Raw genomic sequence first — 22,415 nt, 5'->3', positions numbered from 1 at the left:
TCAGGTGTTAAGGTATCAGAAGAATATAAAATATCAACCGATCTGCCCAAAACAAATGCCATCAATTTAAAATATTGATAATGTGAAGATTAAGTAAATGAAACAATGGATAGGTGTTCGTATTCGAACGGTAAGTGTGCGGTTGCAGATAAAGAGGTTCCCGGCATATCGTCAACCAATCAATTCTGCAAGCCTAAATTGCACAACAATAAAAAAGCCGGGAACACTGATGCCCCGGCTTTTAAATATTTAAAAATGTACTACGCTTATTTCAAAAACATTTTACGAATAGCATTATTGAACTGGTCAACAATATAAATATTGCCTTCCTTGTCTATTGCCATGTCTGACCTGTTCATGAATTGTGCTTCATTCAAAGCCCCATCTTTATACCCGCGCCCCGGTTGGGTTGAAACAGTGCTCAATTCATTTAAGGTTAAATTGATCTTACGTGTTGTTTGCGCGAATCCGTCAGAGAAATAAATATTACCCTGCCCATCGCTTATCAGGCCTAAAGGAATGGCCAGCATTGATTGATTTTTTGGCCCGTCGGAATTACCGAATTCACCGTTACCTGCCCAGCCACGCAAATTAGTTTTGGTATTTAAATCATAACGGTTTATATACAAGCCGTCACTATCAGAAGAATACAAATAGGAACCGACAATTACCGGCGAACCATAGTCATTAGCATAAAAATTGCTCGTAACTGCTCTTACACCTGCTTTATCAACCCTGGTAAGGCTATATTGGGTTTGCACGTATAAAATACCATCATCATCAATAGCCAGTTTCCCCGGTGATATAAGGTTAACAGAATAAGTGCTTACTACAGCATCAGGTGTAATTTTACGTATAGTGTTGTTCGATCCATCAGAAACGTATAGGTTATCCTGCTTATCAACAACGATACCGCTTGTAAAACTAAAGCTGAAGCGTGCGTCTGTCCCTTGTCCGTTTTGATTACCCGATTGCTTGGAGGTACTGCCTGCAAATACAGATACAACGCCCTGCGGATTGATCTTCCTGATACATTGACTGCTGAAATCAACTAAAAACACGTTGCCATGGCTATCTACCGTGATACTTGCGCCACGGTCTGATATGTTAAGGGCAGTACTGCCGGGGCCACCCGCCAATGTCATGATACCGGCACGGTTAAAGTTTACCGGCGATTTTGCATTTTGCCCCGCGTTGCTAACAACTACCGGGCCCGAGGTAAGTGCAGGAGGCGTTACCACCACCAAACTTGTAGGTGTCGCGCTGATTATTTGCGCCTTCTCGCCGTTAAACGTAACCGTGTTTAAAGCCGCGTTGGCATTAAAACCTGTACCAGCAATGGTTACCTGCGTGCCTGCAAGTCCGTTATCCGGGGCCATAGAGGCTATACCCAAAGTTTGATCTTTAAAATCGGGGCCTTGCACTATCTGATCATTCACGTTCAGAATAACTTTACCATCGCCTGTACTGCCGGGAATGGTTAACGTTATTTTAAAGGGATTGGATGTAAGTACAACGGTATTCTTACCATTTATAGTTATCTTATTTTCGTCGTTAAAGGTGCTGAAATTTTCACCTGTTATGGTCATTTCGGTACCTGCCGGACCGCTTAATGGCGTAACCGCGTTAATTTTAGGCATCGGTACTACGATAAATATTGGCCCTGTAGCTTTCTGCTTATTAATGGTTACAGATACCGGGCCTGTTTGCACACCATCCGGAGCGGTTACCATCAGGTAATCGGCCGTTACTTCTGTAACTACGGCTGCCTTTCCATTAAAGTCGACAAGGTTGCCCGCTTTTACTTCATCAAAACCGCCACCTGTAATTTTCACCTGTGTACCCTTGCCGCCGGAAGCTGGCTTAATTGCAGAGATCACCTGAAATTTAAAGATCTGTCCGTTGGCTTCACTGCCGTTTACTTTAACGGTAACCGGGCCTGTACCGGCATCAACAGGTACTTCGGCAACCAGCAGGTTATCGCTCGCGCTAACTACTAAAGCCGGTTTGCCGTTCACAAATACCGTTGCCGGGCCTTTTGTACTGCTAAAACCTGCACCTACAATACGAATATGCGTACCCGCGGCACCATTTGCCGGGCTGAGGCTTTGTACACTCAATTCCTGGTAAGTATAGTTGCCGATAGTAAGGGTTTCATTATTCATCTTCATAACGATGCTGCCCGTAGCACCGGCGGCCGGCGCGCGTACAACAACGGCGGTAGCGGTAACACTCACTACATCGGCATTAACACCGTTAAACGTGGCCGATACGCCATCGGTTTTACCACTGAAACCGGTGCCTTCTATAGTAACTAAAGTACCCTGGTTACCGCTGTTTGGGTAATAATCGGTAACGGCTACGGGCACTTTAACTTCATCCTTTCCGTCTTTTTTACAAGCGCCTAACAGAAGCATGCACAGGCTCATTAAACACAGCGCCATACGGGTAGCTGTGTTAAATTTTGTTTGATAATTCATAGCTTTTTTATCTCGATTGGTGCTGATCATTAAAAGGTATATCTTAAACCAAGCTGTACCTGCGTACGTGAGCCATAATAGTCTATACTATACGGTTTGCCCGGTGTTTTGAACTGGTACAAAGGGTACTCCCCTGCATTTTGCGACGGCGGAAATAATACCGGCGTTAAGCCAACACTTGAAGTGGAGTTAAATGTATTTGGCGAAAAGTATTGCACGCCCCAGCTTTTGCTGATGAGGTTTGTCAAATTCATTACATCAACGGTGAAGGTTACAAACTGCTTCTTTTCGGCTGTTACAAACAGATCGTGCGAAAGGTGCAGATCGGCCTGAACATTCCATGGCGTGCGGCCTTTATTGCGTTCGGTAAACTGCCCTCTTCTGCTGCTTAGGTAACTATTGTCGTCAACATACTGATTAAATGCATCGGCCTGTTGCACTGCTGTCGCGGTAGCGTTATCCTGGAAGTATTTTATAGCTTCATCTTTTTGAGGGATGTATGCTAAGCTAACCTGTTGCGGTAAGCCCTGTATGCTGTTATTTACAATACCATAAGTGAACGGACTACCCGATTGCGCGCTGAAGAATAAGGAAATATTTGTTTTGCCAGCTTTTGCCCATATTTTATTATAACTTATGGTACTCACTATGCGGTTACGGATATCGAAATTACTGTTAGCTAAAACCGGGTTGTTGGGCACCAGCGACTGGTTCAATTGCCAGTTTGATTCCATAGAGTTACGTACCCCATTCGAGAGATCTTTCGATTGCCCGTAGGTGTAAGATGCCGATACCTGCAATACATCGGCAATAGCTTTACTGATGCTTGCCGTCAGGCTGTAACGGTAACCTTTACCGGTGTTGCTTAACAAATAGGTGTTTGAAAAACGCTGATCAACAGTACCGCTGTATACCGGTTGTTGTCGCTGTTTATCATAACCGTAATAAGTAGGGTTATCCTGCACGTTCAATTGCTGAAAAAGCACATCTTTTATGGTTTTGGTGTAGATGGCTTCCACGCCAAACTTCCATTGATCGGTTGTGGTATAATCTACGCCTAAACTTGTTCTGAGTACCTGCGGCATAACAAAATCATTATCGATAAGGTCGACCTGTGTTTTACCGCTGTTTACATTGTTTGTATTGGTACCGTTTTGATTAATAAAGCCTGCAATACCATTAGCGCCACCCTGTAACGGATTGGTACCCGGTAAAAATGGTTTCTGATCTGCCTTTTGGTCAAAACCGCCATAGCTGTTGCCATTATTGTAAAAGGCATAAGCCAACCAGGCCATAGGGATACGGCCGGTGAATAAGCCCGCGCCACCTCGCAGTATCACACTTTGATCGCCATTCCAGTCGTACCTGAAACCTAACCTTGGTGATAACTGAACCCTGTTAAGATAGTTATTAGTGATACGGTTTAAAGGCGTGTAAGTATACGTGTTCCCGAAAAACGGATCAGCTGCGGCAGTACGCGTTTTTTCGCTTAATTCGGGCTTGTCTCCCAGGTAAGCCATATCTGCCCTTAAACCGGGGATAACCCGCAGCTTGTCTGATACCCGGATCTCATCCTGTATATATAAACTATATAGGTTGATGTTAAACTTTGCGCCGGGGTTATTTAAAATGTATTCGCGGCTGTTGTTTTGATAGTTGTAAGCGCCGCGTACTCGATATGGGATATTGTTTAGGTAATCTTCTATACTGTTATAATCTACACGACCGTTCCAGGCGTTTACAAAACCATAGGTAATGTTGTAAAGCTCGTTATGGGTACCAACGGTAATGCGGTGTTTGCCCAAGTTCCAGTTCAGGTTGGCGGTAAGCTCCAAAGTGCGCTGCTGCATATCAAATATGCTGGCTTCGCGATCTGTACCTAAATAAATGGTTGTACCCGGTGTGCGGCCCATAATTTGCACCTGCGGAAGACTGGGATCGCCTAAAGGATCGCGCGAGTCATTTACAATGGTATAACCAACCAGCACATTGCCCGAAAGGTTATTGTTCAGCCTGCTTTTTAACTCGGCAACGGTTGAGCTTTGGTTGTTTTTTTGCAGATAAGCCATGCTGCTAAACTTGAAATCCTGCTGATCGCGATCGAGGTTAGTGGCCTTAGATAAGATGGTATTATTGCGAATAGCCAGCTGGTTGTTATCGTCGATATTCCAATCTAACCGGTTAAAAAATTTGGTCGATTTTGAATAGGTGTTAAAATTACCTGCCGTACCTGTATTGATGAAATTGGCGGCAGTTATGGCATTGGCATCATCCAGGCTCAAGATCTGGCTGATTTCCGCCTGCCCGGCCATTAGTTGTACAGGATCCTGACGGCGTGTTATTTCTTCGTTGGTAAAAAAGAACAATTTGTTTTTGATGATAGGGAAACCTAAGCGGAAACCGGTTTGATAATCATAAAAATCACTATTCATTTTACCAAGTGTGCCTACCCTATCGTTACCAGTTAAGCTCGCGTTACGGCCAAAACCATAAACAGAGCCGCTAACCGTATTGGTACCGCTGCGTGTAACCGCGTTTACAGAACCACCGGTAAAGTTTCCTATTTTAACATCGTAAGGCGCCAGGTATACCTGCATATCTTCAATAGCATCCAATGATACCGGGTTGGTACGCGTAGAACTACCCGCCATACCCGATGTACCCGACTGCCCGCCTAACGAAGGACTAAAGCCTATAGCATCGTTATTAATGGCACCGTCAATAGTTACGTTGTTATACCTGAAGTTGCTACCGCCAAAACTGTTATCCTTACTGGCTTGCGGCACCAGGCGGGTAATATCAGTTATACTGCGCGATACCGTGGGCATGTTACGCACTTGCGACGCGCTGATGTTTTTACCCGTACCATAAGTACTTGCCTGCGCTCCGTTCTTGGTTGCCTTAATTACTACCTCGCTAAGCTGTTTTGTGTTATCGGTTAATACAAAGTTTAGCTGAAGCGCGGTACCCAGCCTTATCGTTATATTTTCTTTTTTTACAGCGGCCATACCTATCATGGTTGCTTCAACACTGTAAGGGCCGCCTATGCGTAGGTTGTTTAAATAATAGTAACCATCTTTATTTGCCGATACGGCATATTTTGTACCCGAAGGCTGATGTATAGCTACAACCGTAACGCCGGGTAATGGCTGCCCCGCGGCATCAAATATGGTACCGTTAAGGGTACCGCTGGTTTCCTGTGCCGCTACCGCGAATGGCAGCAACAACAGCAGAAGCATTAATATCTTCTGAAATGTATATCTTTTAATCATCGTGAAATGCTTTATTACTGGGTAATTTTCAACATGCTGCCTATGGTATGCACCACACCGTTACCGGTGAGCACATCTTGTTTTATTAGCTGAATAACAGATGTGTTTCCTGTTCCCTTTAACTCTATACCGTTAAACGCCCCCTGTATTTGGGGGTTAGTCTTGAGCGTTATTGTTATAGAGTTACCATCGAGCATGGTTTGCTCACTTTTATTCGTACTGCCGGTGCTCAACACATAATCGTATACAAAGCGGCGGTCGGTAATAATGTGGTAACTCATCAGGCGTGATAGTTCGGCAGGCTGCATCTGGTTAATGCTTTCTATAGAACTTAAACCGAAGGCTGCCATGGCGGCATTATTAGGCGCGAATATGGTATAAGGCCCTGTGCCGCTTATGGTATTTACCAGCCCGGCGCGTTGCAATGCCTGGTAAAACAAGGTAAGGTCACGGTCTGACGCGATGGCTTCGATAACCAGGTTGTGGGTATATGGTTCAAGTACCCTGTCAACCACCTGTATAAAACCGTTGGATGCTTTTACATTTTGCGAAAGCACTTTCGATCCGTTTATGGTTAATACCGTATCGCCGCCTTTTACCCAATGCGTTACAAAAAGCTTACCGCCGTTTGCAGATCGTATTTCCTGGTTGAACAGGTAGGGCAGTTTATTAAACTCGTAACTACCGTTAAGAATGTGGTAGTTCATAATAGCCGATACCCTTGATGGATCAGCACTTAATATCGCCTTAGAATCGCGAAAACCGGCGACAACAAAAGCATCATCTGAAGGCGCTATAACCGTAAATACTCCCGGCTGATCGGTAACTTTAGCTAAACCGGTTCTGATTAATGCGGTGTTAAAAACCGACAGGTTAAAGTTATCGGCTACAATCGCGCTTATCTTGGTATTATCTACCGTTATAATATTATCCTTTTTGGCACAGGCCGTAAAGGCCGCCGCTAAAACCAGCAGCAGATATTTTAAATTTTTCATCGTTTGTTTTTAAAAGGTTACGATTAATTTAATACTTGAACCCTTTTGGCGGCATCAGGCGGTTTACCACATGAACCGGCCCCATCAGCGTATTAATGTCAGCTTCTATAACCGTGGCGGCCTCTTTTTCTGATCCTTTTACCTTTACGGTTACCCTGCCACTACCATCGGCACCAAAATCAAGCGGTACATAAAGTATAGGGATGGTACCTGTATACCCTGAAGACGTAAGCGCGTAGTTTGCCAGCAAAGTATTATTCAGATCATTAGAATAAAATGCATCAGGATTATCCTTTCCGTAACCAAAGGCATCCTGCTGTTTAAACAGCCTGCCCCAGCGGTGCATGGTTAACAAGGTATCGGTAGCATAACCGGTGCCTACTGCTTCAAAGGTATCCCAGTCAAAATAAGGTAATGGATTGCGGTTATTCAGTGCCATCAAATCATCAACACTATTAAAACCAGCCGCGCGGAAAGCCTCATTGGTTGGCACAAAAACGGAAGTGAAACTAATAGCATAAGAAACAGAATATGGATTATCAGTTACTATCAACCCATCCTGAAAATAGCTGGGTCTTTGATAAACCCCCATCATGGCTTCGTCCCAAAGCATATCTGTTTTGGTCATAATTTCGAGGTACATGCTAAAACGGCTATCCTCCTGTAAAACCTGCATTATAGATTTTGTTGGTTTGTGCAACACATGATCTACCGGCCACAACACCCCGTTTTTAGCCTGGGTAATAGCAGCGCTTCCGCTCTTTTTTCCATTTAAAAACAGTTCGTTGCCTTTCACCTTCATGTACTGCTTGTAAAAGTATCTGTCGGGCGTATATACATTTTCAAAGGGCCTTGCTTTTAAATACGGGTTCTCAAGCAAGGTAAACACCGAGGTATTGTCATCGCGGCTGCTTAAAGTATGCGGAGTAGTTGCCTGACTTAAGGTATGATAAAGCAGCAAGCTATCCAGCATGGCGGGGGTAGTGCTATTGATCACTTCCAGCGTAAGACCGTCTGCCACAAACGCCGCGTCGGTAGGCACCAGTAAGGTTAAGGGCGCGCCTACCCCTCTCTTGTTGATAATGCTGTCCATATCACTGCGTTTCCAGGCAGCTTTAAAAATTGTATATGGCGATGCATCAAGCACTTGCTTTACAGTAAACTTAATACTCTCAATATCCTCGGCCGGTATAGGAGCTCCCTCCACTTCAGGCTGAAATTCTTTTTTTGTGCACGATGCCAGTATCAACACCAGCAGGCACAGGGCAAGTATCTTTATATTCATTTTTTCAGTTTTATAGCTCATCTTATTATCTTTTTATAGCCTGATCAGGCATGATCATAATTCCGCCCAGATCCTGAACCAACCCATTATCAACCAAATTATTCAGCCCTTTTTGGTTATTACCAGTAACATTGGATATGATATCATAAGGAGCGTTTTTCTTTGAACGCACCGACACACCGTAACCGAGGGAATAATCGCCGGCGGTATAATTGATCCTCCCGGCAGTGATGGTCATTATATAGGTATCGTTAGGTATGGCGTAATAATAAAAGTAGTCGCCGTTGATTATGGAAAACACTACCAGATCAGATACAAACAAGTGTTTCTTTGGCATTACATAACAGCCGAATAAACGGGCGCCCATGTATCGTGAGGTATCTAAGCTATTGATAACCGCGGGCGTTAAACCGGCCGCTTCAAATACCTCGTTTTTTGGCGCTAAAACTGTATATGGCCCCTCGGTTGCCAGTTCATCCCAAAACCCGAATTTTTTTAACCCGGTAACCAGTGTGCTGTATTCGGGGCGTTTAGCCAGCCAGTCTTGTACGGTGGTGTTGGCATCGGCTTTCATCACCCTATCCAAAACGTGGAGCGTGCCATTGGCAATAGTTACATCCTGGCGCCTTACATACGATCCGTCGAAATAAGTATCAGTTTGGATGCCGTTAAATGCTGTAGAAGTATATACCTGCGTGCCGGCCAGCGTGCGGTACCGTACATCGGCCGAATTACGCGGGATATCCTGTATTTGCAAACGCTCGTTCAAAATGTGGCGTTGTACCAAAAATTTCAGCGTATCGGGGTTCATTTTATCCAGATCAGCAGGGCTGTTGATACCCATTACGTTGAATGCGGCATTAGCCGGGGCAAGTATGGTGAAAGGGCCTGCTGTATTCAATTGCTCTGCCAGCCCGCTTTTTTCAATAGCGGCGGCAAAAATGCTCAGGTCGTAATTGTTTTTAACAAAATCAAACCCGGGCCTGAAATTGTCATTGGCTTTAAAAATTTGCAGGTCATCGTGTTTACAGGCGCTTAACACCAGTAACAATATCCATGGCAGCAAATAAAATATTTTATGGTATGATGTTATCTTTTTCATCAGCTATTTTATTTAAGATGATTTAGTAAACCGGCGGCGCGTACTTTCTTTGTATAGTGGTGAGGTAAACATTACCATTTACAACCTCTATTGTGTTCACCGTAGCGAAAGAACGCGGATTGTAGGTACCAGAGTGAATATTAACGATCATGTTAGGCAGAAAAACAGCGTTTTGCTGATCGTTCCTCCCTGTTTTACCGGCCATAAAACATAGAACCGGCGCCCAGTTAGCATCGGTATTAAGATCGGTTTGCCCGTACGGAATAGCGGCGATATCCATACCCTGTGCCACAAAATCAAACCGCTGCCACATATCGGTATGTATGCCGCCTGCCTTTGCATCGGCAAACAACGGGAAACTGTAGTAAGGGGTAACCTCCAGCACGTCTGAATTGCGCACCATTCTGCCAAGATATTTACCGCTGTAACCCGGTAGTTTAACGGGCAGGGTATTGAGAGCAGCATCTTTATACAGGGTGGCAAAAATGTTCATATCATCTTTAATGCCATTGCCTAAAGCACCCTTTCCGTACACGTTACCGCCTTTAATTTCATTATCGGCCTGCCAATAACCTTTGGCGCTCATGTTGTAAAAGTTAACATAGATCATTGAGTCGGATAGCGGGAGTTTTTGAAAATTCTCTTTACGCAGGTAAATACCGTTCCTTTTGGTGTTATAATCTTTTTGCAATACATGCAGGGTATATACTTCTTTAATATCCAGTGTAATGGTGGTATCAATAAGTACATTCCTTTTTAATTTGGCCTCCAGGTTAAAAAACGGAACCGTGTTTTTTGGCCTGAACATAAACATGATTCGGTGCTTACCCGATGGGATCTGCGCCCAGCTGCTCAGGTCATACCCGTTCAATACCGGGCCAACCAATACGTTTTCGCGGCCGGGATACTCGGGATTGTTAACCGATACCCCACTGCCTATGTGCGAAGGATATGGCGGGGCGTAAGGATCGCGCTGATCCAGAAAATCGCCTTTGATGGCCGCGCTTATGGGCATACCGCTCTCGTCAACCTGCGGATCTATCAGCATGGTTAAAAAGGGCAGCATTTCATCTTTATTATCAACCCCTATTTTGTAGTTGAGGTTGTTAAACACCCTTAAGTAAGCAGGGTCGTCTATTTTTGCATATTTTACTTTAGCACAGCCGGTTGCAAAAAGCAACAATACGGCAGCGCAAAATATCATGTTGTTCATTCCTGATCTTATCATGATGATATTTATTTAGTATGTTTCAGAATAATCATTTTGGCTTTTTCACCGCCCGGTGCCGATGCTTTTGTGCTGCCTACCAGCGCTATGGTGTAAATACCCGGTTCATGGTTAGGCAAGCCGCCTCTTACATATAACTCGGGTCTGGCAATCAAATCCTTACCGGTTAGCAAAGGGATATCATTAGCCCAAGTGCCCGGCACCACTCCCGGTTGCGAGCGAAAGGCCATTATTTTGTAAGCCATATCATCATAATCGAGTTGGATGTATGGCGCTTCAATAGGGAAAATACCCGGCCTTAAATTATTTACAGCAGCAGGGTTACGGTTGTAGTTGTGCAAAAAGGATTGCCCGTTATCTTTTGTGAAAGTAAGATAAGGCACATCCGGGCAAAGGTTTAAAAACCTGATACTGAAAGGGTAATTAAGCTTGTTACGAACATAAGTAGCATCATCACCGGCATCAATACCCGGTATAACTCCGCTCAAATCATTGGCCACAGGGCTAATGGTCGCTTTTCCGTTAGCATCGGGATGCAGCCACAGGGTAAAATTCGTGTTAGGATCAAGCTGTACCTGCGCGGTGGCCAGCAGGTTACCTGCCGCGTTCTTTGCTTCAATGGTGTAATTGCCAATTACATAATTTTGATAATCGGTATGGCTGGTATAGGTTAACGCATTACCTAATGCCTGCCCGTTCATGGTGATCTTTACATCATTTACGCCCGGCAAGGTATTAACGGCTTGCACCCTGGCATAAGTTACGTTAAGCGGCTCGCTGATGTCATTAATAATGCGGCTGGCGTTTTGATAGTCTTTAAAGGCTTCGCCGGGATTACCGATCAAATACGGAACGGTAAAATAATATGGTGACACAACAATGGTATAAATACCACCGGGTGCAAAACTTTTAAATGCCGAAAAGGTTAAGCGCGAATCTTCGGGCGGCCAGCCGCGTGCCGAGGTTAATGTCGACGTTGCAGGAAAAAACGGACCTGAACCTATCCCCGGCACTTGTATACCAGCAGATGTTAACACTTTTAATTGCGCGGTGGTGTATGGCAACTCTATGTAGTCTGAATATTGCCCTGGAGCTATATTATTGGTTTTATCGCTGATGGGTGTACCGTCGGCCCAGGTTAGACTTAGCGGGCCAATCAAATTTTCCATATCGGGGTTACGGGTTACCAACGCCGAAAGATTAAGTATCCGGATCTTAAACTTAGTAGGATCAGACGGAGCCGAAACATCCCTCGGTAGCTTCAGATATTTAGGAACAGGCTCGCCCACAAGGTTATCGCTCATTTGCAGGTAGAAATCAGTAGCCTGTAATGTTTCCTGAAGATCGATACTCAATACCTGCGAGGGTATATTATAACCGCCCAATACTGTTTTAAGGTTTGCTTTGCCCCCCTTTAACAGCGATTGCGGAATACTCCAGGTTGTACCAAGGCTTCCATTCTCCGGAAAGTATTTGGTACCCGGAAACACCGGGTTAGCAGGATCGGTAGGTGCAGCGAACTTGAAGCTGGTAAGCGTATCGCCATCCATAATTACCTGCCCGTAACCGCCTATGTTTACAACACGCAATGATGAACTTTTGCGGGCATCAGTGGTAACACGGTTATCGTACTCAAAATCCTGCTTGTTTTTTTTGCAGGCGCTTAATACCATCAGCACAAGCAGGGCTATAAACACAGGTAGCTGCAGTGTATATCTATTTATATTTTTCATTATTAGTATAAATTATAGGTAAAGCCCATCATATACTCGCCGCCGCGTTTATAGCTGCGGTTAAGGTATTGGTTACCATACCATTTGCCACCTGTACCCGGGTTGGCATACACCGTTTGTATTGCCGGGTTGAGGATATTTTTAGCATAGCCTTTAAAAATTATGCGGCGTGTTATACGCTGGCTAAAAACAAAATCGAGCATAGGTACCGGGCGTGTGTACAGGTCGGGTTCACCGGTAAGATTGATTTGGATAAGACGCTCGCCTACCATATTGAACGTACCTGTAAGGCTTGTGCCCGATTTTTTATTATCGTAATTAAGCCAGCCGTTGATAGAGTAAGGCGCCTGTTCAAACAACGGACTGTTATTGGGCGTATGCCTGTCTAACGATCTGTTGGCCTCAAGCCTCTCAGGCGATTTTTTGATATCGCTTTGCGCCAGCATCAGGTTAGATCCTATAAAGAAGTTATTTAGCGGTCGCCATACTTTACCCAGGTTTTTCACCACTTCAAGCTCAATACCCCATACCTTACCAATGTTAGGATCGTTTTCAAACCTGATGGTTGGATATTCCGGGTAAGTTGCCGCCAGTCCGCTTGTTTTAAGGCTGAATACTTTATACAGCTGATTTTCTATCCGCTTACCAAATAATGATACGGCCAGTACCTCGCCGCTGCTTGGAAACCACTCCCACCTGAAATCGAGGTTTTGGGTTGATTGATTAATAAGGTTTGGGTTACCCACTACCAGGCCCATTTGAAAGGCATCAAACTCAAACACATTGGTAATTTCCCTCAACTCGGGCCTTGCCAGGGTGTTGTTATACCCTGCCCTGAAGTTCATATCACTTTTTAAGGTGTAGGTAGCGTTTAACGAATAGTAAGGCTTGTAACCAACTTTATAAACCGAGTTAGGGTTGGTTAACGTTAAAGGGATATTAGTACCGGGCGCGGTTAAAGCCGGATCAAGAAACACACCCGATGTATCCACCGCCGACTGGATATTGGTCGACTCGAAACGTACACCACCTGCTAATCGCAGATCTTCTGTCAGCTTCAGATCGAGCATGGCATAACCTGCCTTGGTTTCAAAAAAACCGGTATAGTTATTAGGCGATTTTTGGCTGTTATACAAAAACCCGCCAACCGGACTTGTACCTTCGCCCGCGCCGGGAGCCATAGGGTGTATGCCAATTATCTCAGGCCCCACTAACCTGTCCAGGTTACCCGAAACAGTATATAACGGTAATGATTTGTTGGATGAAAAGTTAGAACCCGGCAAGAACAGAACATTCTCGGTAAAAACACGGTCGCGGTTAAGATAGTTCACCCCGGTTTTAAATTCCTGTTTCTGTCCCAGCAACTTAAATGGTATAGCCAGATCGGCCTTGTAGTTATAGTTGGTTTCATCAAGATACCTGTACCTGCGGCCATTAGGTTCGGCCTGGATGATTCCGTAAGCGCCAAACCCGTTTACGTAACCCGAAGACAGCGCGTATAAATGCGGCGTATATGCCTGGCCGGGATTGGTATTAATTGGGCCTGTAGCAGGCTGCTCATAGTTTGCACCGGTTCTCGGCATATAATCTGCCAGGGTAACAAAGCGGTAATCAGGGTCGTTCTGACTCGATTTTGATGAGGCTACGTTGTAGCTTAACCGTGGCGAATACTCCGATTTCAGCAATTTATGCTCGCCCTGTAAGTTAAACGTATTCAGCTTACGGTAGCTTTGCTTTAACGAGTAAATAGTACTCTTTACCTCGCCGGGCAAGCCGCTATACTCATAGTTGCCATACATATTGGTGGCCTGCGTTTCGCCCCCCCAGCTGCCCAGGTATTGCATGCTTATCTCGTTGCGCGCATCAAAACGATACGTTAAACCGGTAAGCAAGCCGTAATTGAGCGTTTCGGTACCGGTATTTTCTTTGTACCGCTGGTATCGGCCCATGTATAAATTATTGGGTGTTATGTAATTAGGAATATTACGCGGACTGCTTACCTGCGGATTACCGGTAACTACCCCCTGATAAATACTGTACTGCTGAATATCGCCGCCGGAAATATCGGTTGTGCGGCGGTAATAATTACCACCAATAATGAGGCCTATTTTGTGCTTGTTAAAAGCAGTATAACTGTTGCCAAACGTTGCCGAATACAGCTGATTTAGGGGTGCCTGCTGATACCTCGTGGTCATAACCGGATCGAAGGATTGCATAATGTTATTTATGCGCCCCACCTCCTGTTTAACCGCCGGGCTGTAGCCGCTGTTGGCTATCAGGTTTTGTATTTGATTGAGCCCGCCTTTATATTGGGTTGCCAGGTTTAAAAAATTGGGCGATAGATTCTTTTTATTGATCTTGCTGCCCCAAAGGCCCATATCACTATTATAAAAACTATTGTACTGCCCGCCTATGCCAATATTTGAGTTAAGGCCCGATTGTACGATAATGTTAAATATCATGCTATCAGGTACCGATTTGGTTTTCAACTCAACAATACCGGCCGCCGCGTCAGCGGGTTTATCGGGCGTAACTGTTTTATAAATGGTGATATTATCTAAAAGAGATGCCGGTACCAGGTCAAACGGTATCGAACTCCTGTCGGGATCTGACGATGCGAGGCGAACACCATTTAATTGGCCTACCACGCTCCTGTCGCCCAAACCACGAATGGCCACAAACTTATCGTCGGTTACGGTAACACCCGCTACCCTTTGCAAGGCCTGTGTGGTGGTGATACTCGCGGTGCGTTCTATTTGAACGGCCGAAATTGCATCCTGTACAATGGCTGCTTTTTTCCGTTCGTTAAGTACTGATATTTCTGTGTTGGTTTGTCGCCTGGCCTGTACGCTTACCTCGCCCAATTGTGTTGACGATGCTTTCAGGCTAACATTGATCTCTTTGGCGCTGCCGCTTACCTTAACTTCTTTGGTTTGGTAACCAATGTAGGAGAAAACCAGTGTGGCCCCCTCTTCGGGTATCGAAATGCGGAAACGGCCGTTCGCGTCGGTCATGCCTGCGGCGTTGCCGTCTTTTACACGAACACTAACCCCTATAAGGGTTTCCTTACTTTTTTCATCGGTAACAATACCTGTAATGGCTATGAGTACCGGCTTGCTATCAATCACTACATAACCTTCTACTATTTTATACTCCAAATTGGTATGAGCCAACAGTTCGCCAATGGCATCTTTTATACTGATGGCGCTGGCAACAAGGGTAACTTTTTTTGTATTGCCTTTAAGGGCTTCTTCCCTTAACGAGAACATGATATCACTTTGGCCGCTGATGGCTGATAAGCCCTGGGCTATAGAAACATTCTTTAAGTTAAGATCAATTTTTTTGCTGAGATCCTGGCTCTTTACGTTATTAGCCAAAAGCATACTCATAAAAACGAGCTGGGCTATAACAACAATAAAGGAGCATCTCATAATAAATTGTATTGAAGGATATCGTTTTAATCCTTTTTGCATATTTTTGAACATTACGGGTTATTCGCCTTTAAGGCGATAATCTGTTAATTCCATACCCTGCAAAGGATATGGCTTTGTTTAAACCGCGAGGACGTGGAAATTCACACGGTTTATTCGTAAAATGCGTTCCCTGCCTTTGGCGGGGAATGTTGTTTATGGGTAGCGCTTACTTACATACTCATCCTTTCGTTTCTTATCTTTTGCTGTTTATTTAATGGTGACGTTTTTAGCGTCGATAGAGAATTTGAAGTGCCCGGTTGCACTTAGTACCTTCATGATCTTGTTAAGCGGCGCATTGCCTTGCAGTGTAATACTGATTCTTTCATCAGCCTTCGCAGCGTTCTTGTACTGAAACTTTACATTATACCAGCGCTCCAAAACCTCGGTTATCTCGCTCAATTTTTGATTTTTAAATACAAGCTTGCCATCCTGCCATGCGCTTATATCATTAACCAGCACTTCGTTCACCGTAGCCTGTTTGTTTGCATAGGTCATTTTTTGGCCGGGTGTAAGTATGGCCAGCGATACCTGCTTTCCGCCGGCAAACTGATCTACACGTACTTTGCCGGTAACAACCGCTACTTCCATTGCACGGCCCTCAAACGCGTCTACTTTAAAGGATGTACCAAGCACCCTGGTTTGTATGGTACCGGTGCGGATAATAAAAGGCTTAGCCGGATTTTTGGTTACCTGGAAGAATGCCTCTCCTTGCAGGGATATGGTACGTGTATTACCTGTAAAATTTTCCGGAACGGTCAGCTTACTGCCCGCGCCCAGGTACACCTCAGAACTATCCGGCAAAATAATTTTTGATCTTTTTCCGTAAGGGTTGGCTATTTCGCGCATCGCTACTCTTGGTAACGATGTAGGGGTATTAGAGCGAAACAACCTATATCCGGCAAAGCCCATAATTACTACAGTCCACACGGCCGCATAAGAAAGATATTTGCGCCAGTTTAATTTTTTCACCACGGCCTCCTGCTGCTGTGCAGCCCCGGCTGTGTCATTGCCCAGTTTATTGTAAAACTTATTAAGTTGTGTATTTAAATGAGGCTGATCAATATTTTGCTCCGCTTCGAGTTCTGTCCAGGTTTCTGACAGTACTTCTTCAAACAGCATGTCTATCCCGGGCGAGTTCATCAGATTTTTAATTTCCTGTAACTCTTGCGGTGTACATTGTTTATTGATGTACTTTCTGATAAGGTTTTTCTTTGTGTTGGTGTTATCCATTTTAGGGTGCTTACTTATACAAACACCATTTTTACAGGCTACCACCTATCCAATTAAAAAAAATATGAAAATATTTTCAGTGAGAACAAAATCACAGCAAAGCCGCCCACCAAATTAGTGCAGGCTGTAAAACGACAGGAATTATAAAGGAGGGTTTTGTTAAAGGGATAACAGGATGACCAGCACAGCAATATAATCTGTATGCTCTTTCATGTGCTCGCGGAAGAACTGCAATGAGGCAACCATGTAATTTTCGACCGTATTTACTGAGAGGCCTAATTGCTTGGCTATTTGGGCATAGCTCATATTATCTTCCCGGCTCATCCTGAATACTTTTTGGCGCTGAGGGCTTAGTTCGCCCAACTTTTGCTGATACAGCATCTTAAGTTCGGTATGCCTTATTTTATCATCTGCATTATTACCATTGGTTATCGCTTCCAGCTTATCTTCTTCTATGGTAACAATATCCAGTATTTTTTTACGGTGATAATTAAATATGGCATTCTTAATTGCCCGTTGCAGGTAAGGGCGAAGATCTGTTTCGATGGTAACGGCAGCTTGTTTCTGCCAGATCCGCAGCATTACATCCATGGTAAGCTCTTCGGCGGTTTCCAATTCTTTGGTATTCCTTAATGCGTATCGTAAAAGCGAATCGTAATACCGTTTGAATAATATTTCAAATGCCTTTGCATCACCTTCAAGGTGCATTTCCATTAATATCTTATCCGGTAAATCCTGACTTGCCTTACGCATACATAGAAAAAAGCTCCCGGCAAAAATAAATATCAGGCCTCACTCCTAATGTTATCAAAACATTAACTTATTAGGTTGAATGGATTATGTTATGGGGTGTCAGGTATCTTAAATCATACTAATCCTTCGGCTCAAACTTAATTGCAAGCATTAAACTCGGTTAAATTTACCATTTGTGGAACACGCTGTTCGCAAGGATTACCAGCCCAATTTTATTTTAACAGCATTTTTAAAGGTATCGCCAACCGGCAAATGCTGCCCGGCTATTACAATTTTAGCTTTTTCAAAATAGTCTATTTTGCTAATGTTCACGATGTATGATTTGTGTATGCGTACAAAGCATTCATCGGGCAATGCCTGTTCAATATTCTTCATTCTTTCAAGCGTCATTAGCTTGCCTGTAGTGAGGTAAAAGATGAGATAATCGCCCAGGCCTTCAATATAAAGAATAGTAGAAAAATCTGTTTTTTGAACCTTGTATTCAGTCCGCAACAGCAAATATCCCGAACATTGCTGCGGCAGCGGGTTACCGATACGCTGCTTGGCTTTGGTAATGGCAACCAAAAAGCGTTCGAAAGTAACAGGCTTCAACAGGTAATCGATCACGTCGTACTTGTAGCCTTCCAGCGCGTACTCGGCATAGGCTGTGGTGAGTATCACTTTAGCCTGGCTATTTTTGAGCGATTCCATTATTTCGATACCCGTGATCTCCGGCATTTGTATATCCAACAATACTAAATCTGCTCCACCTTTTGTGATGGCCTCAAGCGCTTCAACCGCGCTCGTTGTTTGCAATACCAGTTGAAGCCTTGGTGTTCTTTTAACATAACCGGATAGCAAGCGGATAGCCGGGTGCTCATCATCCACTACAATACAGCGTATCAGTTGTTTACTTTCCATATTGTAATTGCAGTTTTACCACAAACAGGTGGTCAATTTCGGTAATTTCAATTTGGTGCAGCCCCGGATAGAGCAGGTTGAGCCGCTGTTTTACATTGCTGAGGCCGATACCACCGGTAATATCCTTTTTGTGGGTACCAGTTACATTAGTACAGCTAAAAATCAACCGGTTCGCATTGTTGTTTATCTCTATTTTAAGCCAATTTTCCTTTACGCCCACCTGTCCATGTTTAAAGGCGTTCTCTATAAAAGGGATCAATAACAGTGGCGGAATATGTGCAGCTTCATCAGTGATGTTCTTTGTTATCGTTATCATGGTTGAATGCTCGAACCGGAGTTGCTGTAAGGCGATATATTTTTCGATATAGCTGATCTCGGTGCTTAACAGAACTGTTTCGTTGGTATTGTACAACATGTACCGTAACAATTCCGACAATCCGGATATGGCGGGTAAGGCCTGGGCATTTTGCTCGTACACCAGCGCGTAAATATTGTTGAGGTGGTTAAATAGAAAATGCGGGTTGATTTGCGAGCGCAGAAAGGATAGTTCGGTCTGCCGGTTTTGCAGCTGCAATTCTACCTGTTGTAATTCTTTATACTGAGCGTACCTCACCAGGTAAAATATGACTGCAAAGAATACCTGCGCGCTGATGGGGATAATCACGAACTGAAAATAACGGCTCATTCGCACGGGGGCATCTTCAAAAGCCCGCGTCCAAAACAAGCAACAAAAAAATGCTGCTATGCAAACAAGCAATACACCAAATAGCAATTGCAGGTATTGCCTACGGAGATGAAAGCGGCACAGTAATAAGTATACAGCCAACGCCAGCAGATAATAGATCAGTACGTCGCCGGCAAATTGCAGCCACTCGGCAAGGCTGTGGCTGCCTTCGCCAAAAGAAAAGCGACCATGCACCAATCCGGGCAATTGCCTTGCAATAATAACCAGCACATAAAAAACTAAAAAGGTAAAAGAGAATAAGGGTATCCTTTTCTTCATGCAATCAAAGTTATCACAATTTGCGCTTGCCTGTATCAGAAGCACTTGCCGGTTTGTCGAGGTGTTTGGGCAGTTGAACGATGTGTTGGGCCGTGCATTTCCCTACCGCCTACTTTGGCTGAAACTTAAAACAAACGATCATGAAATTACGATTCCTTTTTTTGTACCTGCTATGGCTATGCCCGTTATATTTATCGGCCCAGCCAAAACCAATTAACGCTTATTTTGAAGAATTGAAGCAGCGTAAACAGCATAACGGTAATATTTTAGTGGCCGATGATGGACAGACTATTATCAAATTTTCTTCGGGCTACGCCGACTTTGTTACACAAACACCTAACACACCTGCATCACGCTTTAACCTGGCTTCAATATCAAAAGTAATAACAGCGACGGCTGTTTTACAGTTAAGGGATAAAGGAAAATTCAACCTCGATGATGCTGTGGTTCAGCACCTCCCCGACTTCCCTTTTAAGGATGTAAAAATCCGTCATTTATTAACCCATACTTCCGGGCTTCCGGATTTGGAATTGTTTGAAGATTTGGTGAAACAGTTTCCGGATACAATTATTACCAACCGAAATGTATTACCCGAACTGCACAAATGGAAACGCGGACTATACTTTAAACCCGGCGACGAATTTCGTTATTGTAATACCGAATATAATTTACTGGCCCTGCTAATTGAGAAGGTAAGCGGCTTGTCGTTCCCGGCCTATACCAGGAAATATATTTTTATACCGGCGGGGATGAAAGACAGCTATATTACGATTCCCGGTCAAAAAGACGAAGGTTTGATAGCAGAACCACAAATGAAACCACACCCGGGATACGATACTACCTTTGTAGCGGTTGATTCCATTTCGCGATACAGGTACCTCACCTACAATAACAGCGGTACCACCGGGCAGGGAAACGTAATGAGTACCACTGCCGATATGTTAAAATTTGACCTGGCTTATTTTAAAGGAAAACTACTCAAACCCGCCACCATACAGGAAGCGATTACTCCTCTTAAATTGAATAACGGAACCGTATATTACGTCCACCGAATGGACACTATGGATGGCGAAGGAAAGATGGCTTATGGTTTAGGCTGGGAAATTTTTGATCAGCCCGTTTTTGGCAGATCTGTTGGGCATGGCGGGTTTAAGTTCGGGCTTGCTACCTTTTATCTGCATAACCTCGCAAAAAATCAAACCATTATCGGTTTTGATAATACTGCCGGGAGTGAGTTTGGGCGGTTCATCACTTCCGCGTTATCATTATTAAATGACCAGGCGCCAATGGTGTTCAGAACCAGTAAATCGTTAGTAACACTTTACGGCACCGCGCTGGTAAAACAGGGAGCTGACCATGCCGCTGCCATTTTCAATGCAAATAAAGCCGATAAAGCAGCTTATTATTTAAACGAAGGCGAAATGAACGATCTGGGTTATAACCTTTTCTACATGTCATCCTTCCCGGGGCACCGCGAAATGGCGCTCGAAGTATTTAAACTGGCTACCTTTATTTTCCCTGATAGTTTTAATACGTATGATAGTTACGGACAACTGTTAAGAGACAGCGGTAAAAAGGAAGATGCCATACTGATGTATCAAAAATCGATAGCATTGAACCCCGGAAACGAAGATGGTAAAAGAATATTGACCCAATTGTTACCCACAAAACAGTAGACTTTCTGTTCCTTTTATACTCAATGAAAGCCTGTTACAAACAAGCAAAACAACAAAGGCAGGCTATTAAGCGCTGCCTTTGTTGTTAAAATAATAAATAGGGGCTATAGATTAAGTCGCGTAGGCGAGCCTGATGTTTTCGCGCAGCAGGCTTGAAGATGGCTTGCATGAATTATTGTCCGCGGGAATTTCCTTTTTTAACTCCCTGAGTTTTTTTGCCAGGTAATTGATCTTTACATGGCTGTATAAAATCTCATAATCCACTATGATGACGGATAGTTTAGCGAGCAGATTTTCATATTCGGTATACATTTCTTCCAGCTCTGCGCGATATTCCGCAGTTTGCTGCGCGTGTTCACATTCGCTTTGTTTTTCGTTCAACAGGTTTTCCATTCCAAGCAAGGCATCAATCAAATGCTTATGCCTGGCTTTACTAATTCCGTGCATTGTATTAATAATTATCGCGGAAATAACTGCACCAGGTCGTGATAATCCAGAAAGAAACTTTTTCCGACACCGGGTATCTTACTTAAGGATAGGCTTTGTACTTTACCGGGAGAAACGCCATCGTAAGGCAATTCTAAATTAATTGTGCTGTAGTCACGATTGTTAACATAGTATGCTTTAGTTTTTGCATCTCTTACCACTACAATAGGATATAGTTCGGTTCCGGTTTGCTGTGGTGTGGCCACAGGTACCTGAACTTTAAAATAAGGTGTCCATTTGCCGGGCTCAACATTTTGGGCAATTGGAATAGTGGTGGTATTTACCACAATGATGGGGTCAGGCTTGGTAGAATCAAAATAGTATTCAAGTACCTCAATGTTGATGTCAACAGTGGCAGAACCTCCGTGTGGGTCCAGGTAAAAGTTCACCGTATAATCATTTCCCGAAGGATCGGGGTAAGCGTAGCCTTTACTAAACTTCACCCCGTCGAAATAAAAGTTGGGAACAATATTTTGCTTATCGTTGATATTGAATGTTTGGCTGTAAACCGTTTCGCCGGTGCTCTTTTTTCTCAACTCCATCTTAATTTCATCCGTAACAAAAGCCAGTTGATCTTGTCGCATCGAGGTTTTTATCACCTTTCCGTAGTAGTCGCGCATTTTTACTCCGTCAAAATATTGTTCAATAGTATCTCCTAACACAAAACCGGTTATTTTATACTCTTTATTAATTGCCTTTATCTTCGGTAATACCGAAACTCCATCCCTTTTACAGGCGCTGAACAGCAATATAGGCAGCATTACTGCCAGGAATATTATCTTAATTTTTTTGCTCATGA

General features: G+C 43.9%; 15 protein-coding genes. 1 reads left to right on the top strand and 14 read right to left on the bottom strand.

Annotated elements, in window-relative coordinates; genetic code table 11:
• Window positions 1–266: 266 nt before the first annotated feature.
• From AC07NA_RS00370 to AC07NA_RS00315, 12 genes are all read right to left on the bottom strand, one after another.
• Window positions 267–2,480 (bottom strand): IPT/TIG domain-containing protein, encoded by a 2,214-nt coding sequence (locus AC07NA_RS00370; protein WP_494894678.1) that lies wholly within the window; start codon window positions 2,478–2,480, stop codon window positions 267–269.
• 29 nt (window positions 2,481–2,509) lie between these two features.
• Complete coding sequence (locus AC07NA_RS00365) at window positions 2,510–5,752, bottom strand: TonB-dependent receptor (RefSeq protein WP_494894676.1); 3,243 nt, start codon at window positions 5,750–5,752, stop codon at window positions 2,510–2,512.
• 14 nt (window positions 5,753–5,766) lie between these two features.
• A complete protein-coding gene (locus tag AC07NA_RS00360) occupies window positions 5,767–6,747 on the bottom strand; it encodes a fasciclin domain-containing protein (RefSeq protein WP_494894674.1) in 981 nt (326 codons plus the stop codon).
• A gap of 28 nt (window positions 6,748–6,775) precedes the next feature.
• A complete protein-coding gene (locus AC07NA_RS00355) occupies window positions 6,776–8,053 on the bottom strand; it encodes a fasciclin domain-containing protein (protein WP_494894672.1) in 1,278 nt (425 codons plus the stop codon).
• A gap of 4 nt (window positions 8,054–8,057) precedes the next feature.
• Window positions 8,058–9,134 carry a fasciclin domain-containing protein gene (locus AC07NA_RS00350; RefSeq protein ID WP_494894670.1) on the bottom strand — a complete coding sequence of 359 codons (1,077 nt, stop codon included), beginning with the start codon at window positions 9,132–9,134 and terminating at the stop codon, window positions 8,058–8,060.
• Window positions 9,135–9,156: 22 nt separating this feature from the next.
• A complete protein-coding gene (locus tag AC07NA_RS00345) occupies window positions 9,157–10,362 on the bottom strand; it encodes a hypothetical protein (RefSeq protein ID WP_494894668.1) in 1,206 nt (401 codons plus the stop codon).
• An 8-nt stretch (window positions 10,363–10,370) separates the two neighbouring features.
• Window positions 10,371–12,095, bottom strand: a complete 1,725-nt coding sequence (locus AC07NA_RS00340) for a DUF4397 domain-containing protein (protein ID WP_494894666.1) — start codon at window positions 12,093–12,095, stop codon at window positions 10,371–10,373.
• A 2-nt stretch (window positions 12,096–12,097) separates the two neighbouring features.
• Window positions 12,098–15,526 carry a carboxypeptidase-like regulatory domain-containing protein gene (locus AC07NA_RS00335; RefSeq protein ID WP_494894664.1) on the bottom strand — a complete coding sequence of 1,143 codons (3,429 nt, stop codon included), beginning with the start codon at window positions 15,524–15,526 and terminating at the stop codon, window positions 12,098–12,100.
• A 249-nt stretch (window positions 15,527–15,775) separates the two neighbouring features.
• Entirely contained in the window at window positions 15,776–16,798 is a 1,023-nt protein-coding gene (locus tag AC07NA_RS00330; RefSeq protein WP_494894662.1) for a FecR family protein, read from the bottom strand.
• Between the two features lie 159 nt (window positions 16,799–16,957).
• Window positions 16,958–17,551: an RNA polymerase sigma-70 factor gene (locus tag AC07NA_RS00325; protein ID WP_494894660.1), complete on the bottom strand. Its 594-nt coding sequence runs from the start codon at window positions 17,549–17,551 to the stop codon at window positions 16,958–16,960.
• A gap of 198 nt (window positions 17,552–17,749) precedes the next feature.
• A complete protein-coding gene (locus AC07NA_RS00320) occupies window positions 17,750–18,451 on the bottom strand; it encodes a LytR/AlgR family response regulator transcription factor (RefSeq protein ID WP_494894658.1) in 702 nt (233 codons plus the stop codon).
• Window positions 18,441–19,454 carry a sensor histidine kinase gene (locus tag AC07NA_RS00315; protein ID WP_494894656.1) on the bottom strand — a complete coding sequence of 338 codons (1,014 nt, stop codon included), beginning with the start codon at window positions 19,452–19,454 and terminating at the stop codon, window positions 18,441–18,443. The genes AC07NA_RS00320 and AC07NA_RS00315 overlap by 11 nt, the downstream gene beginning before the upstream one ends.
• 140 nt (window positions 19,455–19,594) lie before the next feature.
• Between AC07NA_RS00315 and AC07NA_RS00310 the strand changes: the two genes are divergently transcribed.
• Entirely contained in the window at window positions 19,595–21,130 is a 1,536-nt protein-coding gene (locus AC07NA_RS00310) for a serine hydrolase (protein WP_494894655.1), read from the top strand.
• A 111-nt stretch (window positions 21,131–21,241) separates the two neighbouring features.
• Here the strand turns inward: AC07NA_RS00310 and AC07NA_RS00305 are convergent, their stop codons facing one another.
• Window positions 21,242–21,577 carry a hypothetical protein gene (locus tag AC07NA_RS00305; RefSeq protein WP_494894653.1) on the bottom strand — a complete coding sequence of 112 codons (336 nt, stop codon included), beginning with the start codon at window positions 21,575–21,577 and terminating at the stop codon, window positions 21,242–21,244.
• An 11-nt stretch (window positions 21,578–21,588) separates the two neighbouring features.
• Window positions 21,589–22,413, bottom strand: coding sequence for a hypothetical protein (locus tag AC07NA_RS00300; RefSeq protein WP_494894652.1), 825 nt, complete (start codon window positions 22,411–22,413; stop codon window positions 21,589–21,591).
• Between the last annotated feature and the right edge of the window lie 2 nt (window positions 22,414–22,415).

It is taken from the genome of Mucilaginibacter sp. GW821-FHT07G05, assembly GCF_059418565.1.
Note: the sequence above shows the minus strand (reverse complement) of the source record. Positions and strands in the feature narration are given on the sequence as shown.

Coding starts and splice junctions, on each gene's coding strand:
- AC07NA_RS00370 (WP_494894678.1), bottom strand. CDS start 2,480: ATGAATTATCAAACAAAATTTAACACAGCTACCCGTATGGCGCTGTGT.
- AC07NA_RS00365 (WP_494894676.1), bottom strand. CDS start 5,752: ATGATTAAAAGATATACATTTCAGAAGATATTAATGCTTCTGCTGTTG.
- AC07NA_RS00360 (WP_494894674.1), bottom strand. CDS start 6,747: ATGAAAAATTTAAAATATCTGCTGCTGGTTTTAGCGGCGGCCTTTACG.
- AC07NA_RS00355 (WP_494894672.1), bottom strand. CDS start 8,053: ATGAGCTATAAAACTGAAAAAATGAATATAAAGATACTTGCCCTGTGC.
- AC07NA_RS00350 (WP_494894670.1), bottom strand. CDS start 9,134: ATGAAAAAGATAACATCATACCATAAAATATTTTATTTGCTGCCATGG.
- AC07NA_RS00345 (WP_494894668.1), bottom strand. CDS start 10,362: ATGATAAGATCAGGAATGAACAACATGATATTTTGCGCTGCCGTATTG.
- AC07NA_RS00340 (WP_494894666.1), bottom strand. CDS start 12,095: ATGAAAAATATAAATAGATATACACTGCAGCTACCTGTGTTTATAGCC.
- AC07NA_RS00335 (WP_494894664.1), bottom strand. CDS start 15,526: ATGAGATGCTCCTTTATTGTTGTTATAGCCCAGCTCGTTTTTATGAGT.
- AC07NA_RS00330 (WP_494894662.1), bottom strand. CDS start 16,798: ATGGATAACACCAACACAAAGAAAAACCTTATCAGAAAGTACATCAAT.
- AC07NA_RS00325 (WP_494894660.1), bottom strand. CDS start 17,551: ATGCGTAAGGCAAGTCAGGATTTACCGGATAAGATATTAATGGAAATG.
- AC07NA_RS00320 (WP_494894658.1), bottom strand. CDS start 18,451: ATGGAAAGTAAACAACTGATACGCTGTATTGTAGTGGATGATGAGCAC.
- AC07NA_RS00315 (WP_494894656.1), bottom strand. CDS start 19,454: ATGAAGAAAAGGATACCCTTATTCTCTTTTACCTTTTTAGTTTTTTAT.
- AC07NA_RS00310 (WP_494894655.1), top strand. CDS start 19,595: ATGAAATTACGATTCCTTTTTTTGTACCTGCTATGGCTATGCCCGTTA.
- AC07NA_RS00305 (WP_494894653.1), bottom strand. CDS start 21,577: ATGCACGGAATTAGTAAAGCCAGGCATAAGCATTTGATTGATGCCTTG.
- AC07NA_RS00300 (WP_494894652.1), bottom strand. CDS start 22,413: ATGAGCAAAAAAATTAAGATAATATTCCTGGCAGTAATGCTGCCTATA.